The following is a 16,773-nucleotide window of genomic DNA, read 5'->3' on the forward strand; positions in this document are numbered from 1 at the left end:
CCGGCCCCTAAGAGCGCTCTTAAGCACCGATCATATCGATAATCTGTGCAGTAGCTTCAGCAGCTGGAATTTCCACAGCTTCTTTACCGCGGACGCGCAGCTCAACTTTTCCTTCTTTAAAAGACCTACCCAGGACTACCACATACGGCATTCCTAGCAGCTCCGCATCCTTGAATTTCACGCCAGGGCTTACCTTAGGGCGGTCGTCGAAAAGCACTTCGATGCCCGCTGCGTCGAGCTCAGAAACCAACGTATCCCCGGCCTCGATGGCTGCCGCATCTTTGTTTGCCACGACCACGTGAACAGCAAAAGGCGCAACCTCAATGGGCCAATTAAGTCCCTTCTCATCATGACGCTGCTCGGCAAGCACCGCCATGAGTCGCGAGACACCGATGCCATAGGATCCCATTGTGGGGATCGCCCGCTTGCCGTTTTCATCAAGGATCTGCATGTCAAAGGCCTCGGTATATTTACGTCCAAGCTGGAAAATATGCCCGACCTCTATACCGCGAGCCGGGGTGAGCGTGCCCTGACCTTCTGGCGCTGGATCGCCCTCACGAACTTCGGCAGCCTCGATGTAGTTTTCCACCTCAAAGTCACGACCAACGGTGAGGTTAACTACATGGCGTTGATCAGCGTCTGCACCAGTAATCCATGAGGTTCCGGTGACCACACGAGGATCAGCAAAAAGCTTAACACCATGTGCGATCAATGCGCGAGGGCCAACGTAGCCTTTCACGAGGAAGGGGTTCGCCTTGAAATCTGCCTCAGTAGCAAGTTCTACCGCTGCAGGCTCTAGCGAAGCTTCCAGGCGCTTCATGTCTACTTCACGGTCTCCTGGAAGCAGAATGCCGGCAAGCTCATGGTCCTCAGCACCGGGTTCTGTAATTTTCACGACGATGCATTTCAGAGTATCCGAGGCCGCAACCTCACGGCCTTCAACCGTGATACCAGCGGTCTGTGCCCATGCCACTAAGGACTCAATGGTTTCAGAGGCAGGGGTGTCGTACTCCATAGCTTCAGGCAGCCCTTCAAGGGAGCGTTCGACGCCAGGCTGCGTGATCACGGCTTCCACGTTAGCGGCGTAGTCACCCTGCGTAGCGCGCACAAAGGTGTCCTCACCGTTTTCGCTGATTGCAAGGAATTCTTCGGAAGCAGACCCACCCATCGCACCAGACGTCGCAGAGCAGATCGCATACTCAACACCTAGGCGATCAAGGATGCGCTGATATGCGCCCCGGTGGCGCTGATATGAGGACTCAAGTCCGTCATCTGTCATATCGAAGGAGTAGGAATCCTTCATCACAAATTCGCGGCCACGAAGAATACCAGCGCGTGGGCGCTCTTCATCCCGGTACTTGGTTTGGATTTGGTAGAGGATGACGGGGAAATCCTTGTACGACGAGTACATGTCTTTCACTGCTCCGGCAAACATCTCCTCATGGGTGGGGCCCAAAAGGTAGTCTGCACCCTTGCGATCTTTGAGTCGGAAAAGTGAGTCGCCGTATTCAGTCCACCGGTTAGTTGTCTGGTAGGGCTCGCGGGGCAACAACGCTGGGAAAAGTAGCTCTTGAGCTCCAATTCCATCCATCTCCTCGCGCACAATATTTTCGATCTTTTTGAGTGTGCGCAGCCCTAAGGGCAGCCACGTGTAAACACCTGGTGCAGCTCTGCGAATGTATCCGGCACGAACTAGCAGCTTGTGGCTAGGAACTTCAGCATCTGCGGGATCTTCGCGCAGGGTGCGCAGGAAGAGCGTGGAAAGACGTGTGATCATGAGTAAGAAATATACCCGCTAGGGTTATGGACATGCTCATTGTGTTACCTCCTTCAGAGACTAAAGCCATCGGCGGTGATGATGCTCCACTCAATATGGATGCTTTATCCTTCCCCTCGTTGAACCCGATAAGGGAATCCATCTCTAAGGATCTGAGCTCACTATCCCCCGATCAAGCCCTAACACTATTGAAATTAAGCGAGAAGCTTCGGGAAGAAGTTGTAGCTAATACAGAGCTGCTTCGTGCGCCTACGATGCCAGCGCTACTGCGCTATACCGGTGTGCTTTACGACGCCCTCGACGCGCCTACTCTTCCGCCTTCTGCATGGTCACGCCTTGCTATCGGGTCAGCGTTGTTTGGCGTCATAGGGGCTTCAGACCCTATCCCGCGATACCGGCTATCTGGATCTAGTAAAGTCCCCAGCGCAGATGGAACAATCCCAACAATGAAAAAACGCTGGGGTTCAGCAATTACCACAGCGTTAAGTGATACTGACGACTTTATCGTGGATCTGCGCTCTGGCACCTATCAGCAGTTGGGGAAAGTTCCCGGCGCGACTACGGTGCGCGTGGAGTCGGTGCAACCTAATGGGGTGCGAAAAGTCATCAGCCATTTTAATAAGCATTACAAAGGTGAGTTAGCGCGAGTGTTGGTGCTCAGTGATGCGCACCCTTCCTCTACTGAGGAGGTAGAAAAGGTCGCCCAAAAAGCTGGTTTAGCAATAGAGCAGACCGGAGCAACAGAATTGACTTTTGAGGTTCGGAACTGATCTGGCACTTACACGAGGGGGCACCTCAATTTGAAGCGCCCTCTCGTCTTTTCATATCTGCGTGTTTTTACGTATGTGCTGGTTGTGCGTCTAGTCCAGCGACTTCTCCGATGACGTATACGGCGGGTGGCTTAATCTCCTGTGTACGCATGGTACTGGCCAGGGTTCCCAGCGTGCATTTATAGGAGCGCTGTTGTTCCGTCGCGCCTTCTTGGATTATCGCCACGGGAGTGGAGGCTGGCCGGCCGCCGTAGATAAGCGCGTCGGCAATGGCTGGTGCGTTTTTCACTCCCATGATCACACTCAGGGTTCCTTGTGTTTGTGCTAGCGCATCCCAGTTGTTGAGAGACTCCGGGTGATGCGGTGGCACGTGCCCAGAGACCACGGTAAAGCTGTGTACAAGGCCTCGTTGGGTGATGGGAACACCGGCCAGCGCTGGTACGGAAACGGCGCTTGTTACTCCGGGGATGACTTCGCAGGCAATCCCCTGTGCTGCACAAACCTGTAGTTCTTCAAAGCCTCGGCCAAAGATGTATGGGTCGCCGCCTTTAAGTCGAGCGACTCTTTTTCCTAACTGTGCGTGATGGATGAGTAGCTCGTTGATTTTCGACTGGGCTACTTGCCTACCGTATGGGAGCTTGGATACGTCGATGATTTCTTTCGTGGCAACGTCGCAAAGCTTATCCAGCTCCGACGCCGGGCCTAAATGATCCGCCAAAATTACGTCCACTGTTTGCAGCCGACGCATCCCTCTGACAGTAATCAGGTCCCATGCTCCTGGGCCACCGCCGATAAGTGAGACTGGGGCCTGCCATTGATTCTGCTGGGAAGTCATGAAGAACAAGTTTAAACAGTGAGTGCGCTTAGTCCTATTTGGGTTCCCTATAAGGGAAAGATCATAGGTGGGAATCCGCGCTACGGTAGTAGCTATGTCGTATCCCACGTTTCTTCATACCTTTGCAGAACAACTCCCCGGCCTTGCGGTCGCTCACCGTTCTGGTGAGTGGCCTGATCCTCAGCTGGTTGTTTTTAATGATGAGGTGGGAGCAGCGCTGGGTATCACGCGAGAAAATATATGTGATCTATTCCATGCCGATGGGCATGCGCAAGCGTACTCTGGGCACCAGTTTGGTAATTTTGTCCCACTGCTCGGTGACGGTCGGACGTTGCTAGTCGGAGAGCTACGCGCAGATCGCCACCTCTGCGGGGAGGCATCTGGTGCGCCTTTGCTTTACGACGTTCACCTTAAGGGTTCGGGCCCAACAGATTTTTCTAGAGGGGGCGATGGCCGGGCCGTCCTCGGGCCTATGCTGCGCGAATATCTCATTTCTGAATCTCTCCACGCGCTCGGTGTGCCTAGTAGTAGATCGTTAGCTGTGTTCACAACCGGTGAAACCGTGATGAGGGGACGTCCCCAGCCGGGAGCCGTCCTCGTTCGAGTCACTCCTCATCATTTGCGGGTGGGAACGCTACAGTTTGCGGCGATCAGCGGTCCCGAGATTCTTCGCGATACCGTGCGCTATGCGAGCCATCGGATCCTAGCTCAACCTAGCGACAATGAGCTGGAAAACGCGCGAGAGCTTTTGCATCAGGCGGTCCTGTCACAGGCTCGCTTAGTCGCGCAGTGGATGCGATTCGGGTTTGTCCATGGTGTGATGAATACAGATAACACCACGTTGAGTGGGTATAGTATCGATTTTGGCCCTTGCGCCTTTATGGATACTTTCGATCCTCAAACGGTATTTTCCAGCATTGATCAGGGCGGACGCTACGCCTATGGTCAGCAGCCTGCCATAGCTGGATGGAATCTTGCTCGGATGGCCGAGACACTCCTTCCGTTCATCGGAATGGAGTCAGCGAGGGAAGAAATCGATAGTTTCGCTTCCCACTACCGCGCTGCGTGGTTGGCGGAAATGGGTCAGGCGGTAGGAGTAGATCCCGATAACGCTGGTGCAGAAAAGCTTCTCGATGCTTTGCCGGAGTTGCTGACTCGCCATACAGCGGATCTCACGACTTTCCTACGAAGTTTGAGCGATGGTACGACACAGCAAAAATTCCCCTGGGCGCGCGACTGGTGTACTACCCGTGACATGTGCGGAGCCGTACCCCCGCACAATCCGGTGTACATTCCCAGAAATCACCTCGTAGAGGAAGCGTTGTTGCATGCTGAACGCGGGGATCTCTCGCATTTCCATCGGCTCTTTGCAGCCACGACCGCACCTTTTGACCGCCTCGACGGTAGTGAAGATCTTGAACAGCCTGCTCCTCAAGACGCTGCCCCTTATATCACCTACTGTGGCACGTAGCGCGCCGAGGGTACCGGGTTCTCCAAGCTAAGTCCGCTGAGCTAGGAGCAGCATTGTTTCCGTATCATTAAGCATTGCCTGGCTGAGTTTGCGCACCGCATCCTCGCGGTCAAAATGCACTCCGATAAGGACGATCTCATTGCTCGGTTCGAGGCCTGCCTGCTGCCAATAGCCCGCGGGGACGATGCGCAGGTCCGGCCCTGCTTGGTGCCACACTTGAACCATATCAATCCGATCCGAGACCCAACAGTGCCCCTTGGAGCGCACGAGTCCGGAAATTGAATGCAGCGCCTGGATCAATCGCTCGCGATCAAAAGGCCTATCGCCACGGAAAACCACAGAGCTAATCCCATATTCTTCTGTCTCAGGAGTGTGCGGATTAGTCAGCTCATCCATGTACCCCTGATACGTCCGAGCTGTGGCTTCGTCATAGGCCATGGCTCCCAACACATCAGAAATTGCTGATCGCGGCTCGCCTTTTTCTGGAATGACGCGGCCGTCGATAAGCTTTTCGACGCTCGCGCGCGGGTTCATTCTGCGCACCAAAGCCACAGTCGCCTCGTAGTGTTCTGTGGGCACCAGATCGGCTTTAGTCACATAGATCCGGTCCGCGAATTCTACCTGGTCTACCAGTAGGTCGGCGATTGTACGATCGTCTTCCGGGGTAGCTCCCAAGTCGCGATCTACCAGGTAGGTCTTTTTGGACATGTAGTCCAGGAACTGGGTGGCGTCGACAAGCGTTGCCATCGTGTCAATCGGAGCAACATCCGCCAAGCGGGTTCCGTCTTCCCATTCCCATTCAAACGTAGCCGCAACGGGCATGGGTTCCGATATACCCGTTGATTCGATCACGATGTGGTCGTACTGCCCCGACCTAGCTAGTGACCCCACTGATTCCACAAGATCATCGCGCAGGGTACAACAAATGCAACCGTTGGTGAGTTCAATAAATCGGTCCTCGCCACGTTCCAGGTGTCCCTCTCCTGCAATGAGGGCTGCGTCGATGTTTATTTCAGAGAAATCGTTAACGATCACCGCAATTTTGCGACCCTCGCGATTTCCTAGCAGGTCATTGAGAAGGGTGGTTTTCCCCGAGCCGAGAAATCCGGATAGCACTGTGACTGGAGTAGATGAGAAAGACATTCACTAATGAATACCTTTTTCATCTAGCTTCCGCAAGCCACTACCCCGCCAGGTCCTCATTCGATGAAATGTGGGGACTCCCGGTTCAAGAGACTCTCTTTTATCGTGATGCCATAGCGGAAACCGCCGAGGGTTCCGTCACTACGCACAATACGATGGCAAGGCACAAACAACGCAGCAGCATTCATAGCACACGCACTAGCAGCAGCTCGCGCAGCCTTTTCATTGCCGCATCGAATCGCATACTCGGTATACGTAAGAGTTTCCCCAGGCCGGACCTCCCGTAAAACATCCCATGCTCGCATGCGGAACGGCCCCGAGTGTTGCTTGACAGGAATTTGCTTCACCGCGTCTACCTCCCCTGAGTAATAAGCAGAGACTGCCACGCTCGCATCACACAACACGGCATGCGCAGCATCAAGCTCCACATGATCAATTCCCTGCCCTACGGGCCCCAGTGCGAACTCCTTGTGCACCAAAGAGGCCAGCGCCGCAATATCTTCAGTCCAGCCACTAGCCAGCACAAAACCATCATGTCCTATGATGCTCAAGGGCCCATCAGGCGTTGTTAGGGTCAACGCCTGTGGCTTTTCACTGGCAGGCATCAACAAACCTTCTCACTGCCCGCGGTACGGACGCTGGGTGAACGTGGAGATAACTAGCATGGACATTACCGTGGACAAACCCCTCACGTGCCGCCACACCGTCCCAGGTATGCCATCCCCATGCAGACTCCCAACCAGAAGCATCTGCTTTGACCAGCGCCGTATGATGGAATTCGTGTCCAGTGACGCGCTCGCCAGCACGGTACATCACCGAATCACTCAGTGCCACGGCATCTCGATATCCCAGCGTAAGGCGACGCCTCATCGCCGCCTGTGCAGAAATAACTCCGAGCATCCGGTGCCCGTCGAGAGTATCTAGCAGCCACAAAAGTCCCGCACACTCAGCATGAACTGACATGCCTTGTTCAATGCGACTTACGATACTGTGCTGCAGGTCTTCCCTCTTTGCCAGTACTTCACAATATTCCTCCGGGAAACCTCCCGGAATGATGAGACCATCGCAATCCGGCAGATCATCAATCAGCGGATCAAAGGCAAGAACCTCCGCCCCTGCGGCTTCCAAAAGCTCTACGTGCTCCGCATACGTAAAGGAAAATGCAGGTCCACCGGCCAACGCGATTCGTGGACTATATGAAGCACTGACGCGATCCCCCACTGCAACCACGGGATCCCACGCAGCTCCCGTAAAAGTGCAGCGCGCAAGGGAAATCAAAGAATCAAGATCAACATATTGTTCTACCATTGCAGCCATCTCGGCAACAACGGAACGAGCCTGAACAAGCTCCGTAGACGTGACCAGACCCAGGTGGCGCGAGGGAACCTCTGCATCATCGACCCGAGGGATCGCCCCCAAAACTGGGATCCCCACAGCTTCTACCGATTCCCGACACACCGCAGCGTGCCGATCAGTACCAACTTTATTCAAAATCACACCGGCTACCCGCACGGCATCATCGGCAGTGGCAAATCCATGGACCACAGCCCCCACAGACTGGCTCATTCCACGAACATCAACGACCAAAATGACGGGAAGACCCAGTTCAGCAGCAATTTCTGCGGTAGACCCCTGAGCGCGAGCATCCGCGGTATTTGAGCCTTCGGTTATGCGGCCGTCGAAAAGCCCCATAACCCCCTCCACCACCGCAATGTCTGCTCCTTGCGCACCATGTGCGTAGAGAGGTCCCAAAGCAGCTCGGCCGCACATGACAGAATCTAGGTTTCGACCCACCCGGCCTGCGGCCATCCCGTGGTAACCCGTATCAATATAATCGGGTCCGACTTTAAACGGGGCAACTACCATGCGCTGAGCCAACGCAGCCATCAAACCCGTCGCAATAGTTGTTTTACCCGACCCGGACGAGGTTGCAGCTATCACAACCCCTGGTACTGCAGTTACCATTCGATGCCTTTTTGACCTTTACGTCCTACATCCATCGGATGCTTTATTTTTGTCATCTCAGTAACAAGATCGGCTACCTCGACAAGCTTCGGATCCGCATCACGCCCGGTTATCACAATATGCTGAGTGCCAGGACGGTTCTTCAGAGTCTCTACAACGTCATCTACATCGATCCATCCCCATTTGATGGGATATGTGAACTCATCAAGAACATAAAAATCATGCTCTTGCGCAGCTATCCGACGTTTGATATCAACCCAACCATCATGGGCATCGCGGGCATGGTCATCATCAGAACCCTGCTTCTTTGTCCACGACCAGCCCTCCCCCATTTTGTGCCATTCTACGACTCCGCCTATGCCAGAATCTTCATGCAGCTTACCCAGTTGCCTAAAGATGGCTTCTTCGCCAACTTTCCACTTAGCAGACTTGACGAACTGAAAAACGCCTACATTCATCCCCTGGTTCCAAGCGCGCATAGCCATCCCGAAGGCAGCCGTCGATTTTCCTTTACCTTGCCCAGTATGAACGGCAGTAACAGGCAGCATGCGGCGCTGACGCGTGGTTAAACCATCATCGGGTATGGACGCGGGATCTACTTTCCCCTGAGGCATAAGAAGATCTCCTTCCTTGCTTGAATCGATATCGGAAGACACATCGATTCTACTTGTCCGGACTGACATCTCACGCACTTTTCCCAAGTATCTCGCTCACACCGCGTCGATGACTCCAGCTACGGAATCTGCATTCACCTCCTTGAGCTGAATACATATGCCTTCCAGGTGAGACGCCAACTCCTGAGCCAACCCCAGGCGCACGCGCCCAGGTTTCTCGCAATCGATCACCACTGAGCCAGCTAAACCATGACGGGCGATGAGGCGAGCTGCGGATCTCGATCCCGCCAAACCAGAAGCTCCAGTGGCACGGCCATCTGACAATACGACGAGAAGAGCGCGGCGACCAGGTTCTTTCACATGCTCACGACGAATCACATCATGGGCAATCAAAAGCCCCTCGCCCAACGGAGTCCGGCCACCCGTCACTACATTGTGCAAACGACGCACTGCAACATCAATTGAGCCAGTAGGAGGCAACACCAGCTCAGGGGCACTGCCGCGCACGGACACCACGGCTACTTTGTCCCGACGCTGATACGCATCCCGAAGCATCGATAGGACTGCACCTGTAACTGAAGCCAAGCGATCCCGAGCGGCCATAGAGCCGGAAGCATCAACGACAAAAATAATCAGGTTTGATTCCGTCCCCCGTCTTAAGGACCCTCTCAAATCCTCTGGCCGGAAGTCGATCATCTTTCCTTCCAATCGCGCCCCGCGATCAGCCGCCGCGAAAACGGTCCCCACAAGATTCAAGCCATGTCCAAAACGCACTGGGCGCACATCTGCGCCATGCGAGGAATATGCTTTCGAGCGCCGTCCTGGAACTCCCTGTTCACCTATGCCTTTGCGCTTAAACACCCGTGGGACGAAAGGGAGCGCCAGTAGTAGCGCGTTCCTCCTGACCATCACTGGTGGGCTGTTCCGACTGCGCCTCCGAAGATTTTTCTTCTATCTCATTCTGGTTTGTCTCGCCCTGGGGCTCTTCCGAGTTACTTTCCGCATTGTCTTCCACATCTGGATGCTGTTCCTGAGCATTGTCCATTTCCTGATCCAGCTGGTCCTGAGCTAAGCCAGGTTCATCGAATGGGTCTCTGCGACGACGATGTGGCAAAGCCAACTCTGCAGCTATGCGAATATCCTCATCTTCCACCGTCGAGGCCCCACGCCAGGCAGCGTGGGCTAGCGCAGTTCGAGCAATAACCAGATCGGCCCTCATCCCATCAACATCAAATGCCGCACAAAGATGCGCAATCCGGCTCAGGTTAACGTCGGAAAGCTGCAGCTGCTGCACTCGTTGCTTCGCCTCGTGTATCAGCTGCGCCGTTGATGCGTCCTCCTGTGCCCATGATTCAACAAAAGATTGTGGACTCGATTCAAATGCAAGCCGACGCCGCATGATCTCTGCGCGCACCTCAACCTCTTTGGAAGCCACGACATCGACGGCCAAACCAAAACGATCAAGAAGCTGCGGACGCAGTTCCCCCTCCTCCGGATTCATGGTCCCCACAAGCACAAAATTGGCAGGAGAAGAATGCGAAATACCGTCTCGTTCGACTGTAACCTGCCCTGTCGCTGCCGCATCTAAGAGAGAATCAACCAGGTGATCTGCAAGCAGGTTTACCTCATCGACATACAGCACTCCGCCGTCTGCTTGGCTAAGCAAACCGGGATTGTAGTGAGCTTTTCCCGTGGTCAAGATCGTTTCCATATCAAGGGAGCCCACAACTCGATCCTCCGTGGCCCCGATGGGAAGGTCCACTAACGGAGCGTCTCCCAACAAACTGGCAAAAGCTCGCACCGTGGTCGTCTTCGCTGTTCCCTTTTCCCCACGGATGATCACACCACCAATACGCGGAGAAATCGCACACAAAATGAGTGCAAGTCTTAATCGATCCTGCCCTACAACTGCCGAAAACGGATACAACGTACGTCCACCAGTGCCCATAGTGCTTCAATTTCTCCTAGAAAATAACAAAACCTAGCAGTGCCTTTTCATTAAAGCACCACTAGGAATCGTTTCAAGATCAAGGCCTACCCAACGCTGAAAACTGACCGCTTAATCGTGATCAAGCTGCAACGTTGTCTGGGTATAATCCCAAATCTCTTCAAATAGTCGCTTATCTGTAGCAAGCTTAATCCCGTAGGAAGGAATCATTTCTTTAATCTTGTCGCCCCACTCGACCATGCGCTGACCAAAGCAGCGCTCAAGCAGCTCCAACATTGCGGCTGGCGCGATAGAGGCGCCTGGCGACGCGCCAAGGATGCCAGCGATAGAGCCATCAGCGGAGTTAATGAGGGAAGTACCAAAAGCCAAAGAAGAGAATCGCGGTCCCACAACAGGCTCGATAGCCTGCACACGCTGACCTGCTGTAATCAGCTCCCAGTCTTCATCACGAGCATTAGGCATGTACTCGCGCAGAGACTCCATCCGAGCAGATTGATCCTTGAGTACCTCAGTAATGAGGTACTTGGTCAGGCCAAATTCTTGAGCACCAACGCCTAGATAAGACATCAAGTTTGTCGGACGGATCGACTTAACAAGGTCGAAGTACGAGCCCTTCTTTAAGAACTTTGGGGTCCAGCCTGCATAAGGGCCAAACAGCAAGCCTTTTTCCCCATCAATGACTCGGGTATCCAAGTGCGGTACCGACATCGGAGGCGCACCGATGGATGCTTTGCCATAAACTTTCGCCGAATGCTGCTCTATGATTTCTTGGTTGGTACAGCGCAGCCACTGACCCGACACAGGGAAACCGCCCCAACCGCGTATTTCCGTGATACCAGACTTTTGGAGCAGAGGGAGTGCCATCCCACCAGCGCCGACGAAGACAAAGTTCGCACGAATGACCTGAATATCACCGGTATGAACGTTTTTGACTTTGATCTTCCACTTACCGCCATCACGAGTAATGTCTTTGACCTCGTGACCATAACGGATATTGGTGCCATTCGCCTCGGCTGCTTTGAGGAACTGGCGAGTTTGAGATCCGTAGTTAATATCTGTGCCAGCATCAGTCCAGGAAATTGCGACCTTCTCAAATTCACTGCGGCCATCAGCCATCAGCGGCAGCATGTCATTGAACACGCTGCGGTCGTCCGTGTACTGCATGTTGGGGAACAACGGGTGGTTAGCTAGAGCGTCGTAACGCTTCTTCAAATAGTTAACCTGCGATTCACCGCGAGCAAAGGAAACGTGAGGTACAGGGTTAATCCACTCGCGAGGATTCGGAAGAACCCCTTGGTTAATTTGATAAGACCAGAACTGGCGAGAAACTTGGAACTTTTCATTTACGCCCAGAGCTTTATTGATTTCAATACGCCCGTTCACTTCCGGCGTGTAGTTCAGCTCACACAGAGCCGAGTGCCCTGTTCCTGCGTTGTTCCACGGCGAGGATGACTCTTGAGCAGGTGCGTCGAGACGCTCAAAGAGGACCTGAGACCAGCTAGGTTCAAGTGTGCGGAGCATAGCACCAAGGGTGGCACTCATGATGCCGCCACCGATCAGGGCAACGTCTACTTCGTCCGTGACGCGTTGCGCGTTGGTGGAATCTGCCATATTCAATCTTCCTTGAGTTTTACGTTTCCGCATTTCCCGGATTGTTCATGAACTAGAAAAACAGCATGACTCATAACCACGGCGCCTTAACACCATGAGAAACTGAGCTCTCGATGCGACGCAGAAGAGCAACATCCGCATCGCGTAACCATCAGAACATTATCCCTGACAGTCAACAAAAGCCGAAGACGGTAACGATAAAATCCACTGTCCAACAGCTTAAGTAGCCAGCTCAAAAAATCAGTCCGGCCGAATTTCTTCAGTTCACTAGAAAACAGCTTACGCCTGATCCACTGGGGGTAAGAAAAAGAGAGCATACATCAATGAAATACACCCGCAAAACAGTATTTCCCCACCCCCGAATACCCCTAGTTTGCACACCCGTCCACGATAAACGGGATTGCTGTCATATCCACAAAACGCAAATGGGCAGGCCCACTCCCAAACAGCTTTCCTTTAGCAAAATCGCGAATACCCCTCATGCAAATCCTGTGCGCTTTTTCTCACTAGAAAAACCCGTCAAACACCCCTTAATAAACCCTACCCAGTCCCTCACATCCGCTCGCAGACCTCAATGTGACCGTGCGCCAATATCTCAATTCCAGAAAACGAAAGAAGTTAAGCTCCTAGTGATGTAACACTCTCCATACTGCACTCCACTGTGTAATATTGCACGCTTTCATCTCCCACCCACTGCATTATCCGATCTAAAGTCATAAGCATGAAGCTTCACTGGGACACCGACATACTCGGACGCGACTATCAATGCGCCACGTTCAGTCTCGGTGACGACCCAACCTCAGAGGGCAACGAGGGCGAGATTTTTGGCAGCCTCGTGCGCCATCTCCCTGACCAAAACACCCTAGACCAGTACAACCAACGCCCCGCTTTGCTCTTTGTACACGGCATGACGGACTACTTTTTTCACCGCCATGTCGCAGAGCACTTTTACGCCCAAGGCTTTGCGGTCTACGCATTGGACCTGAGGAAATGTGGCAGGTCACACCGCGAAGGCCAGACATGGCACTACGCATCCCACCTCAATATTTATTTTCAAGAACTCGATATTGCAGCTCAAGCCCTGTTGCAAACGCATCCCACGATCGTCCCCATCGCACACTCCACAGGTGGATTGATCGCATGCCATTGGCTTAATTATCTGAGGGTGTCCAACCCTCTCGCTCATGCCCGATTTCCCAGCGCGATTTTAAATAGCCCCTGGCTGAGCATGATGGCCCCTGCTCCCATCGTCAGGATCGCTCGCCCTATCATTACCATGACCGCTAAAATCCGCCCGCGCGTCGCACTGAAGACAAAATCATTCTCTGTTTACGGAAAAAGTTTGCATGTTCATGGCGAAGGCGAATGGGATTACAACCTTCAGTGGAAACCTTTTGGAGGCCACAAAAAATTTGTCGGTTGGGTCTCGGCCGTCGACAAGGCGCAACGGCTTATCCACCAAGGCCGTATAGATTGTGGCATTCCATTGCTGTGCTTGAGCTCGGATTCCTCGGCATCGGCACTGCCACTGGCCGCCCACGCCGATGCAGTGATCAACGTAGAGCACATCAACCAGTGGGGACCCCACCTTTCTCAACAGGTCACGGTTCAAGCCATTCCAGGAGCAAAACATGATGTCTTCCTATCGAGCCATGCCGCGCTTACCCATGTATTCCAGGCATGTGACCGATGGTTAAATCCCGAGAATTCTTAGGCCACTAAAGTACCGATACATCAAAACATGCTCCCTTCCACGCACCGCCGCCCCGGATGCAGTATATGGAATATTAAAGGTTTTTCATTAATATTTCTTATGTCTGAGGGAATGTGCTGACGCTATGGTGCGTTGAACTTTAAGACGCACGCATCCGACAAGGCAAAAAGAGTAGCCCTTTTACCTTTTGCGTTTGCCAATTTTACGCTATTTCTCATAGAGATAGCCAGTCCTTAACACATCACCTCATGCGTCACTTTTTAAGAAAGCGAGTAATCCTTGAGCGAGCAGGCCCACAAACACTACGACTTGATCATTATCGGAACGGGATCCGGGAATTCCATTCCTGGACCTGAGTTTCATGATAAGTCCATTGCGATAGTAGAAAAAGGCGCCTTTGGCGGAACCTGCCTCAATGTTGGCTGCATACCAACCAAAATGTTTGTGTACGCTTCTGAGATCGCTTTAGCGGTACGCGAGTCTGAACGCTACGGCATTTCAGCTGAGGTGTCCGCTGTGGATTGGCCGTCTATTGTCAACCGAGTTTTCCGTGACCGCATCGACCCTATATCCGCCTCGGGTGAAGAGTATCGACGCGGCCCCAAGACTCCCAACATCGATGTCTACGACCAGCATGCGTCTTTCATAGCACCGAAAACCATACGCACCGGTCAGGGCTCCGAGGAAGCAATCATTTCTGGTGACCGTATTGTCATCGCTACCGGTTCTCGCCCGTTTATCGATCAAAAAGTCATTGATTCAGGCGTGCGCTATTACACCAACGAGAACATCATGCGTTTGGAGTCCTTGCCTGCGTCCATGGTGGTTATGGGCGGCGGCTACATCGCCATGGAGTTTGCCCATGTCTTTGATGCTCTCGGAGTAAAAGTTACTGTGGTAAACCGATCCGAGAAACTCCTGCGTCAGCTTGATTCCGATATTTCTGATCGATTCACTGAGATCACCAAGGAAAAACTGGATTGCAGGCTGGGACGCACCATCGACTCCATCACGGAAAACGATGGCGTGGTTACTCTCACTCTGGATGATGGATCCACCGCAGAAGGCGAAGTCTTCCTGGTAGCCACCGGCCGAATCCCCAATGGCGACCTCATGGATCTGGACAAAGCTGGCGTAGAAATGGACGGTCGCCGAATCAAGGTTGATCAGTACGGACGCACAACGGCTCCCGATGTTTGGGCTTTGGGCGATGTGTCTTCCCCATACTTGCTTAAGCACGTGGCCAATGCTGAAATGCGGGCAGTAAAACACAATCTTGTGCACCCAGAAGATCTCCAGCCCATGCCCCATGAGAATGTTCCTGCTGCGGTCTTTACCCATCCACAAATCGGCACGGTTGGTTTGACGGAAGATGAAGCTCGCGCCGCCGGATACAACATCACGGTCAAGATCCAGAACTATGGCGATGTTGCCTATGGTTGGGCGATGGAAGACACCGAGCACTTTGCAAAGCTCATCGCGGACAAAGATACCGGGATGTTGCTGGGTGCGCACTTTATCGGCCCACAGGCTTCTACGCTAGCGCAGCAGCTCATTACTGTTATGGCCTTTAAGCTTGACGTCCGTGACGTAGCCACCAAGCAATACTGGATCCATCCAGCGCTTCCGGAATTAACGGAAAATGCTCTCCTAGGTCTTGATTTCTCTTAGGCCTTTAGCAGAGGCTTAACCTAAAAGTCGCAGGTGTTACCACTTTGGTCATGTGCGACTTTTATTGCTTTCTCCCATATTTTGCGCTCCACCTCGGCGTGCGCTCGCCCACATTTCAGCCCAGAAGCGTAATCTATGAGACACACTCCACAGAAAGCTTGTCGACGTCTTCATCTTCCGATGCAGTCTTTCATCATTCTGTGGCTCGATGGAAGCATGGTCTTAGCGCCATCTTTCATGAGGAAATGTCATGCCGAAAGACCAATGGATCACGAGGGTATATGAGCTTATACGACCGTAAGACCGCTATTCTGCACAATCAGACTCCATCGCACTGGTCTACTGCTCAGGTTCGTAGGCTTCGGTGTGCCGTCGTAAGCATGTCCACTGCCATTTGTATTGCTCTAGCTACGCTCGCTTCTGCGACGATGCGCGACAGTCGCGTCACAGCAATCGTGTTGGCTATGAGTATGGCAGCGGGGGCAGCTGCTGCGCTTGTCGCCCTCGTCAATAGTCCAGGCGCTCCTCGCACAATAAGAAATTCGTTTTCCAGAAAATCACAGTGCTTTCTCTCCTCTTTTCTCATCGCTGTGCCTAGCTTTGTCATTTTGGCGACGGGCATGTTGATCGTATTTTCCCGCGTTTTTCCTAGCGCCTTGTATGCGCACCTCAACATCATTTTGGTCACTATCGCAATGCCTTCCGCTGGCCTAGCAATTTTTATCGGCAGCCTGTTGTTCTTTCCGCCCCGATTACGCTGGGTTTCAACAGTTGTGGTGCTTTTACCACTGATCAACGCATGGCTTTCTATTTCTGGGAAATTTTCTACTGCCTCCGGGTACCCAGCGGTCTTGTCTTTGACACTGGTGCTGCTTACCCTGGCAGCCCTTATTGCGTCGATAGCGTGGCTCTTGCGTACGTCTTTACGTAATAATGTTTCCGTTCTCTTGTTGGTCACTGCAGCAGCCGTTTTAGGCGTAGTGCAACTTTTTTTCTGCGTGCACATCATCACGGGAATAGCACTCAACGCGAATGTTCTCACGCTAAGTTATGCCGGTTGCTGCCTTCTTAGCATCATGTCGGCCATGTTGTTACCTGGCCATCATGTTCGAGCAGAAAGCAAAGCTGCCGCATATCGTCCAGGGTTGGAGACCTCAGTATCACGCGGAGTTACTCCATCCGAGATCGAGGACTCCCGCCAAGAAATCCAGGCCGCATAACAATGTCACGGTAGCTTTTGATGTATGACTAGCG

At 53.1% G+C, this 16,773-nt stretch carries 14 protein-coding genes; 5 read left to right on the plus strand and 9 right to left on the minus strand.

All coding sequences use genetic code 11. The features are described from left to right. Positions 1-19: 19 nt before the first annotated feature. Positions 20-1,777 carry a proline--tRNA ligase gene (locus CBE74_RS19800; RefSeq protein ID WP_087454162.1) on the minus strand — a complete coding sequence of 586 codons (1,758 nt, stop codon included), beginning with the start codon at positions 1,775-1,777 and terminating at the stop codon, positions 20-22. A 32-nt stretch (positions 1,778-1,809) separates the two neighbouring features. Between CBE74_RS19800 and yaaA the strand changes: the two genes are divergently transcribed. Continuing rightward, a complete protein-coding gene (yaaA, locus tag CBE74_RS19805) occupies positions 1,810-2,547 on the plus strand; it encodes a peroxide stress protein YaaA (RefSeq protein WP_087454908.1) in 738 nt (245 codons plus the stop codon). Positions 2,548-2,614: 67 nt separating this feature from the next. Here yaaA and cobA read toward each other — a convergent pair whose 3' ends face one another. Continuing rightward, positions 2,615-3,382 carry a uroporphyrinogen-III C-methyltransferase gene (gene cobA / locus CBE74_RS19810; protein WP_087454163.1) on the minus strand — a complete coding sequence of 256 codons (768 nt, stop codon included), beginning with the start codon at positions 3,380-3,382 and terminating at the stop codon, positions 2,615-2,617. A gap of 94 nt (positions 3,383-3,476) precedes the next feature. Here cobA and CBE74_RS19815 point away from each other — a divergent pair, with 94 nt between their 5' ends. Further along, entirely contained in the window at positions 3,477-4,853 is a 1,377-nt protein-coding gene (locus tag CBE74_RS19815; protein WP_087454909.1) for a protein adenylyltransferase SelO family protein, read from the plus strand. A 27-nt stretch (positions 4,854-4,880) separates the two neighbouring features. Here the strand turns inward: CBE74_RS19815 and CBE74_RS19820 are convergent, their stop codons facing one another. The 7 genes from CBE74_RS19820 to mqo form a co-directional block, all read right to left on the minus strand. Next, the gene (locus tag CBE74_RS19820; RefSeq protein ID WP_087454164.1) at positions 4,881-5,996 is read right to left on the minus strand and encodes a GTP-binding protein; all 1,116 of its coding nucleotides are present in this window, start codon (positions 5,994-5,996) and stop codon (positions 4,881-4,883) included. Between the two features lie 56 nt (positions 5,997-6,052). Next, complete coding sequence (locus tag CBE74_RS19825; RefSeq protein ID WP_087454165.1) at positions 6,053-6,601, minus strand: methylated-DNA--[protein]-cysteine S-methyltransferase; 549 nt, start codon at positions 6,599-6,601, stop codon at positions 6,053-6,055. Continuing rightward, positions 6,588-7,961 (minus strand): cobyrinic acid a,c-diamide synthase CobB, encoded by a 1,374-nt coding sequence (locus CBE74_RS19830; protein WP_087454166.1) that lies wholly within the window; start codon positions 7,959-7,961, stop codon positions 6,588-6,590. The genes CBE74_RS19825 and CBE74_RS19830 overlap by 14 nt, the downstream gene beginning before the upstream one ends. Next, entirely contained in the window at positions 7,955-8,575 is a 621-nt protein-coding gene (cobO, locus tag CBE74_RS19835; RefSeq protein WP_087454167.1) for a cob(I)yrinic acid a,c-diamide adenosyltransferase, read from the minus strand. Before cobO ends, CBE74_RS19830 begins: the two co-directional genes overlap by 7 nt. Positions 8,576-8,671: 96 nt before the next feature. Next, positions 8,672-9,484 carry a vWA domain-containing protein gene (locus tag CBE74_RS19840; RefSeq protein WP_216605259.1) on the minus strand — a complete coding sequence of 271 codons (813 nt, stop codon included), beginning with the start codon at positions 9,482-9,484 and terminating at the stop codon, positions 8,672-8,674. Then, entirely contained in the window at positions 9,429-10,523 is a 1,095-nt protein-coding gene (locus tag CBE74_RS19845) for a magnesium chelatase ATPase subunit I (RefSeq protein WP_087454169.1), read from the minus strand. Before CBE74_RS19845 ends, CBE74_RS19840 begins: the two co-directional genes overlap by 56 nt. A gap of 111 nt (positions 10,524-10,634) precedes the next feature. Next, a complete protein-coding gene (gene mqo, locus CBE74_RS19850) occupies positions 10,635-12,134 on the minus strand; it encodes a malate dehydrogenase (quinone) (RefSeq protein WP_087454170.1) in 1,500 nt (499 codons plus the stop codon). A 721-nt stretch (positions 12,135-12,855) separates the two neighbouring features. Between mqo and CBE74_RS19855 the strand changes: the two genes are divergently transcribed. The 3 genes from CBE74_RS19855 to CBE74_RS19865 all read left to right on the plus strand — a co-directional run bounded on the left by CBE74_RS19855 (position 12,856) and on the right by CBE74_RS19865 (position 16,739). After that, entirely contained in the window at positions 12,856-13,848 is a 993-nt protein-coding gene (locus CBE74_RS19855) for an alpha/beta hydrolase (protein WP_087454171.1), read from the plus strand. 279 nt (positions 13,849-14,127) lie between these two features. Then, positions 14,128-15,519, plus strand: coding sequence for a mycothione reductase (mtr, locus tag CBE74_RS19860; protein ID WP_087454172.1), 1,392 nt, complete (start codon positions 14,128-14,130; stop codon positions 15,517-15,519). Between the two features lie 281 nt (positions 15,520-15,800). Beyond that, positions 15,801-16,739, plus strand: coding sequence for a hypothetical protein (locus tag CBE74_RS19865; protein ID WP_087454173.1), 939 nt, complete (start codon positions 15,801-15,803; stop codon positions 16,737-16,739). Positions 16,740-16,773: the final 34 nt, after the last annotated feature.

Origin of the sequence: Corynebacterium silvaticum (genome assembly GCF_002162115.2) — a bacterium.
GTDB classification, from domain to species: Bacteria; Actinomycetota; Actinomycetes; order Mycobacteriales; family Mycobacteriaceae; genus Corynebacterium; species Corynebacterium silvaticum.

What these genes read in the sequence shown, in the direction of transcription:
- CBE74_RS19800 (WP_087454162.1), bottom strand. Translation starts at nt 1,777, where the DNA reads ATGATCACACGTCTTTCCACGCTCTTCCTGCGCACCCTGCGCGAAGAT.
- yaaA (WP_087454908.1), top strand. Translation starts at nt 1,810, where the DNA reads ATGCTCATTGTGTTACCTCCTTCAGAGACTAAAGCCATCGGCGGTGAT.
- cobA (WP_087454163.1), bottom strand. Translation starts at nt 3,382, where the DNA reads ATGACTTCCCAGCAGAATCAATGGCAGGCCCCAGTCTCACTTATCGGC.
- CBE74_RS19815 (WP_087454909.1), top strand. Translation starts at nt 3,477, where the DNA reads ATGTCGTATCCCACGTTTCTTCATACCTTTGCAGAACAACTCCCCGGC.
- CBE74_RS19820 (WP_087454164.1), bottom strand. Translation starts at nt 5,996, where the DNA reads ATGTCTTTCTCATCTACTCCAGTCACAGTGCTATCCGGATTTCTCGGC.
- CBE74_RS19825 (WP_087454165.1), bottom strand. Translation starts at nt 6,601, where the DNA reads ATGCCTGCCAGTGAAAAGCCACAGGCGTTGACCCTAACAACGCCTGAT.
- CBE74_RS19830 (WP_087454166.1), bottom strand. Translation starts at nt 7,961, where the DNA reads ATGGTAACTGCAGTACCAGGGGTTGTGATAGCTGCAACCTCGTCCGGG.
- cobO (WP_087454167.1), bottom strand. Translation starts at nt 8,575, where the DNA reads ATGCCTCAGGGGAAAGTAGATCCCGCGTCCATACCCGATGATGGTTTA.
- CBE74_RS19840 (WP_216605259.1), bottom strand. Translation starts at nt 9,484, where the DNA reads ATGGTCAGGAGGAACGCGCTACTACTGGCGCTCCCTTTCGTCCCACGG.
- CBE74_RS19845 (WP_087454169.1), bottom strand. Translation starts at nt 10,523, where the DNA reads ATGGGCACTGGTGGACGTACGTTGTATCCGTTTTCGGCAGTTGTAGGG.
- mqo (WP_087454170.1), bottom strand. Translation starts at nt 12,134, where the DNA reads ATGGCAGATTCCACCAACGCGCAACGCGTCACGGACGAAGTAGACGTT.
- CBE74_RS19855 (WP_087454171.1), top strand. Translation starts at nt 12,856, where the DNA reads ATGAAGCTTCACTGGGACACCGACATACTCGGACGCGACTATCAATGC.
- CBE74_RS19865 (WP_087454173.1), top strand. Translation starts at nt 15,801, where the DNA reads ATGAGCTTATACGACCGTAAGACCGCTATTCTGCACAATCAGACTCCA.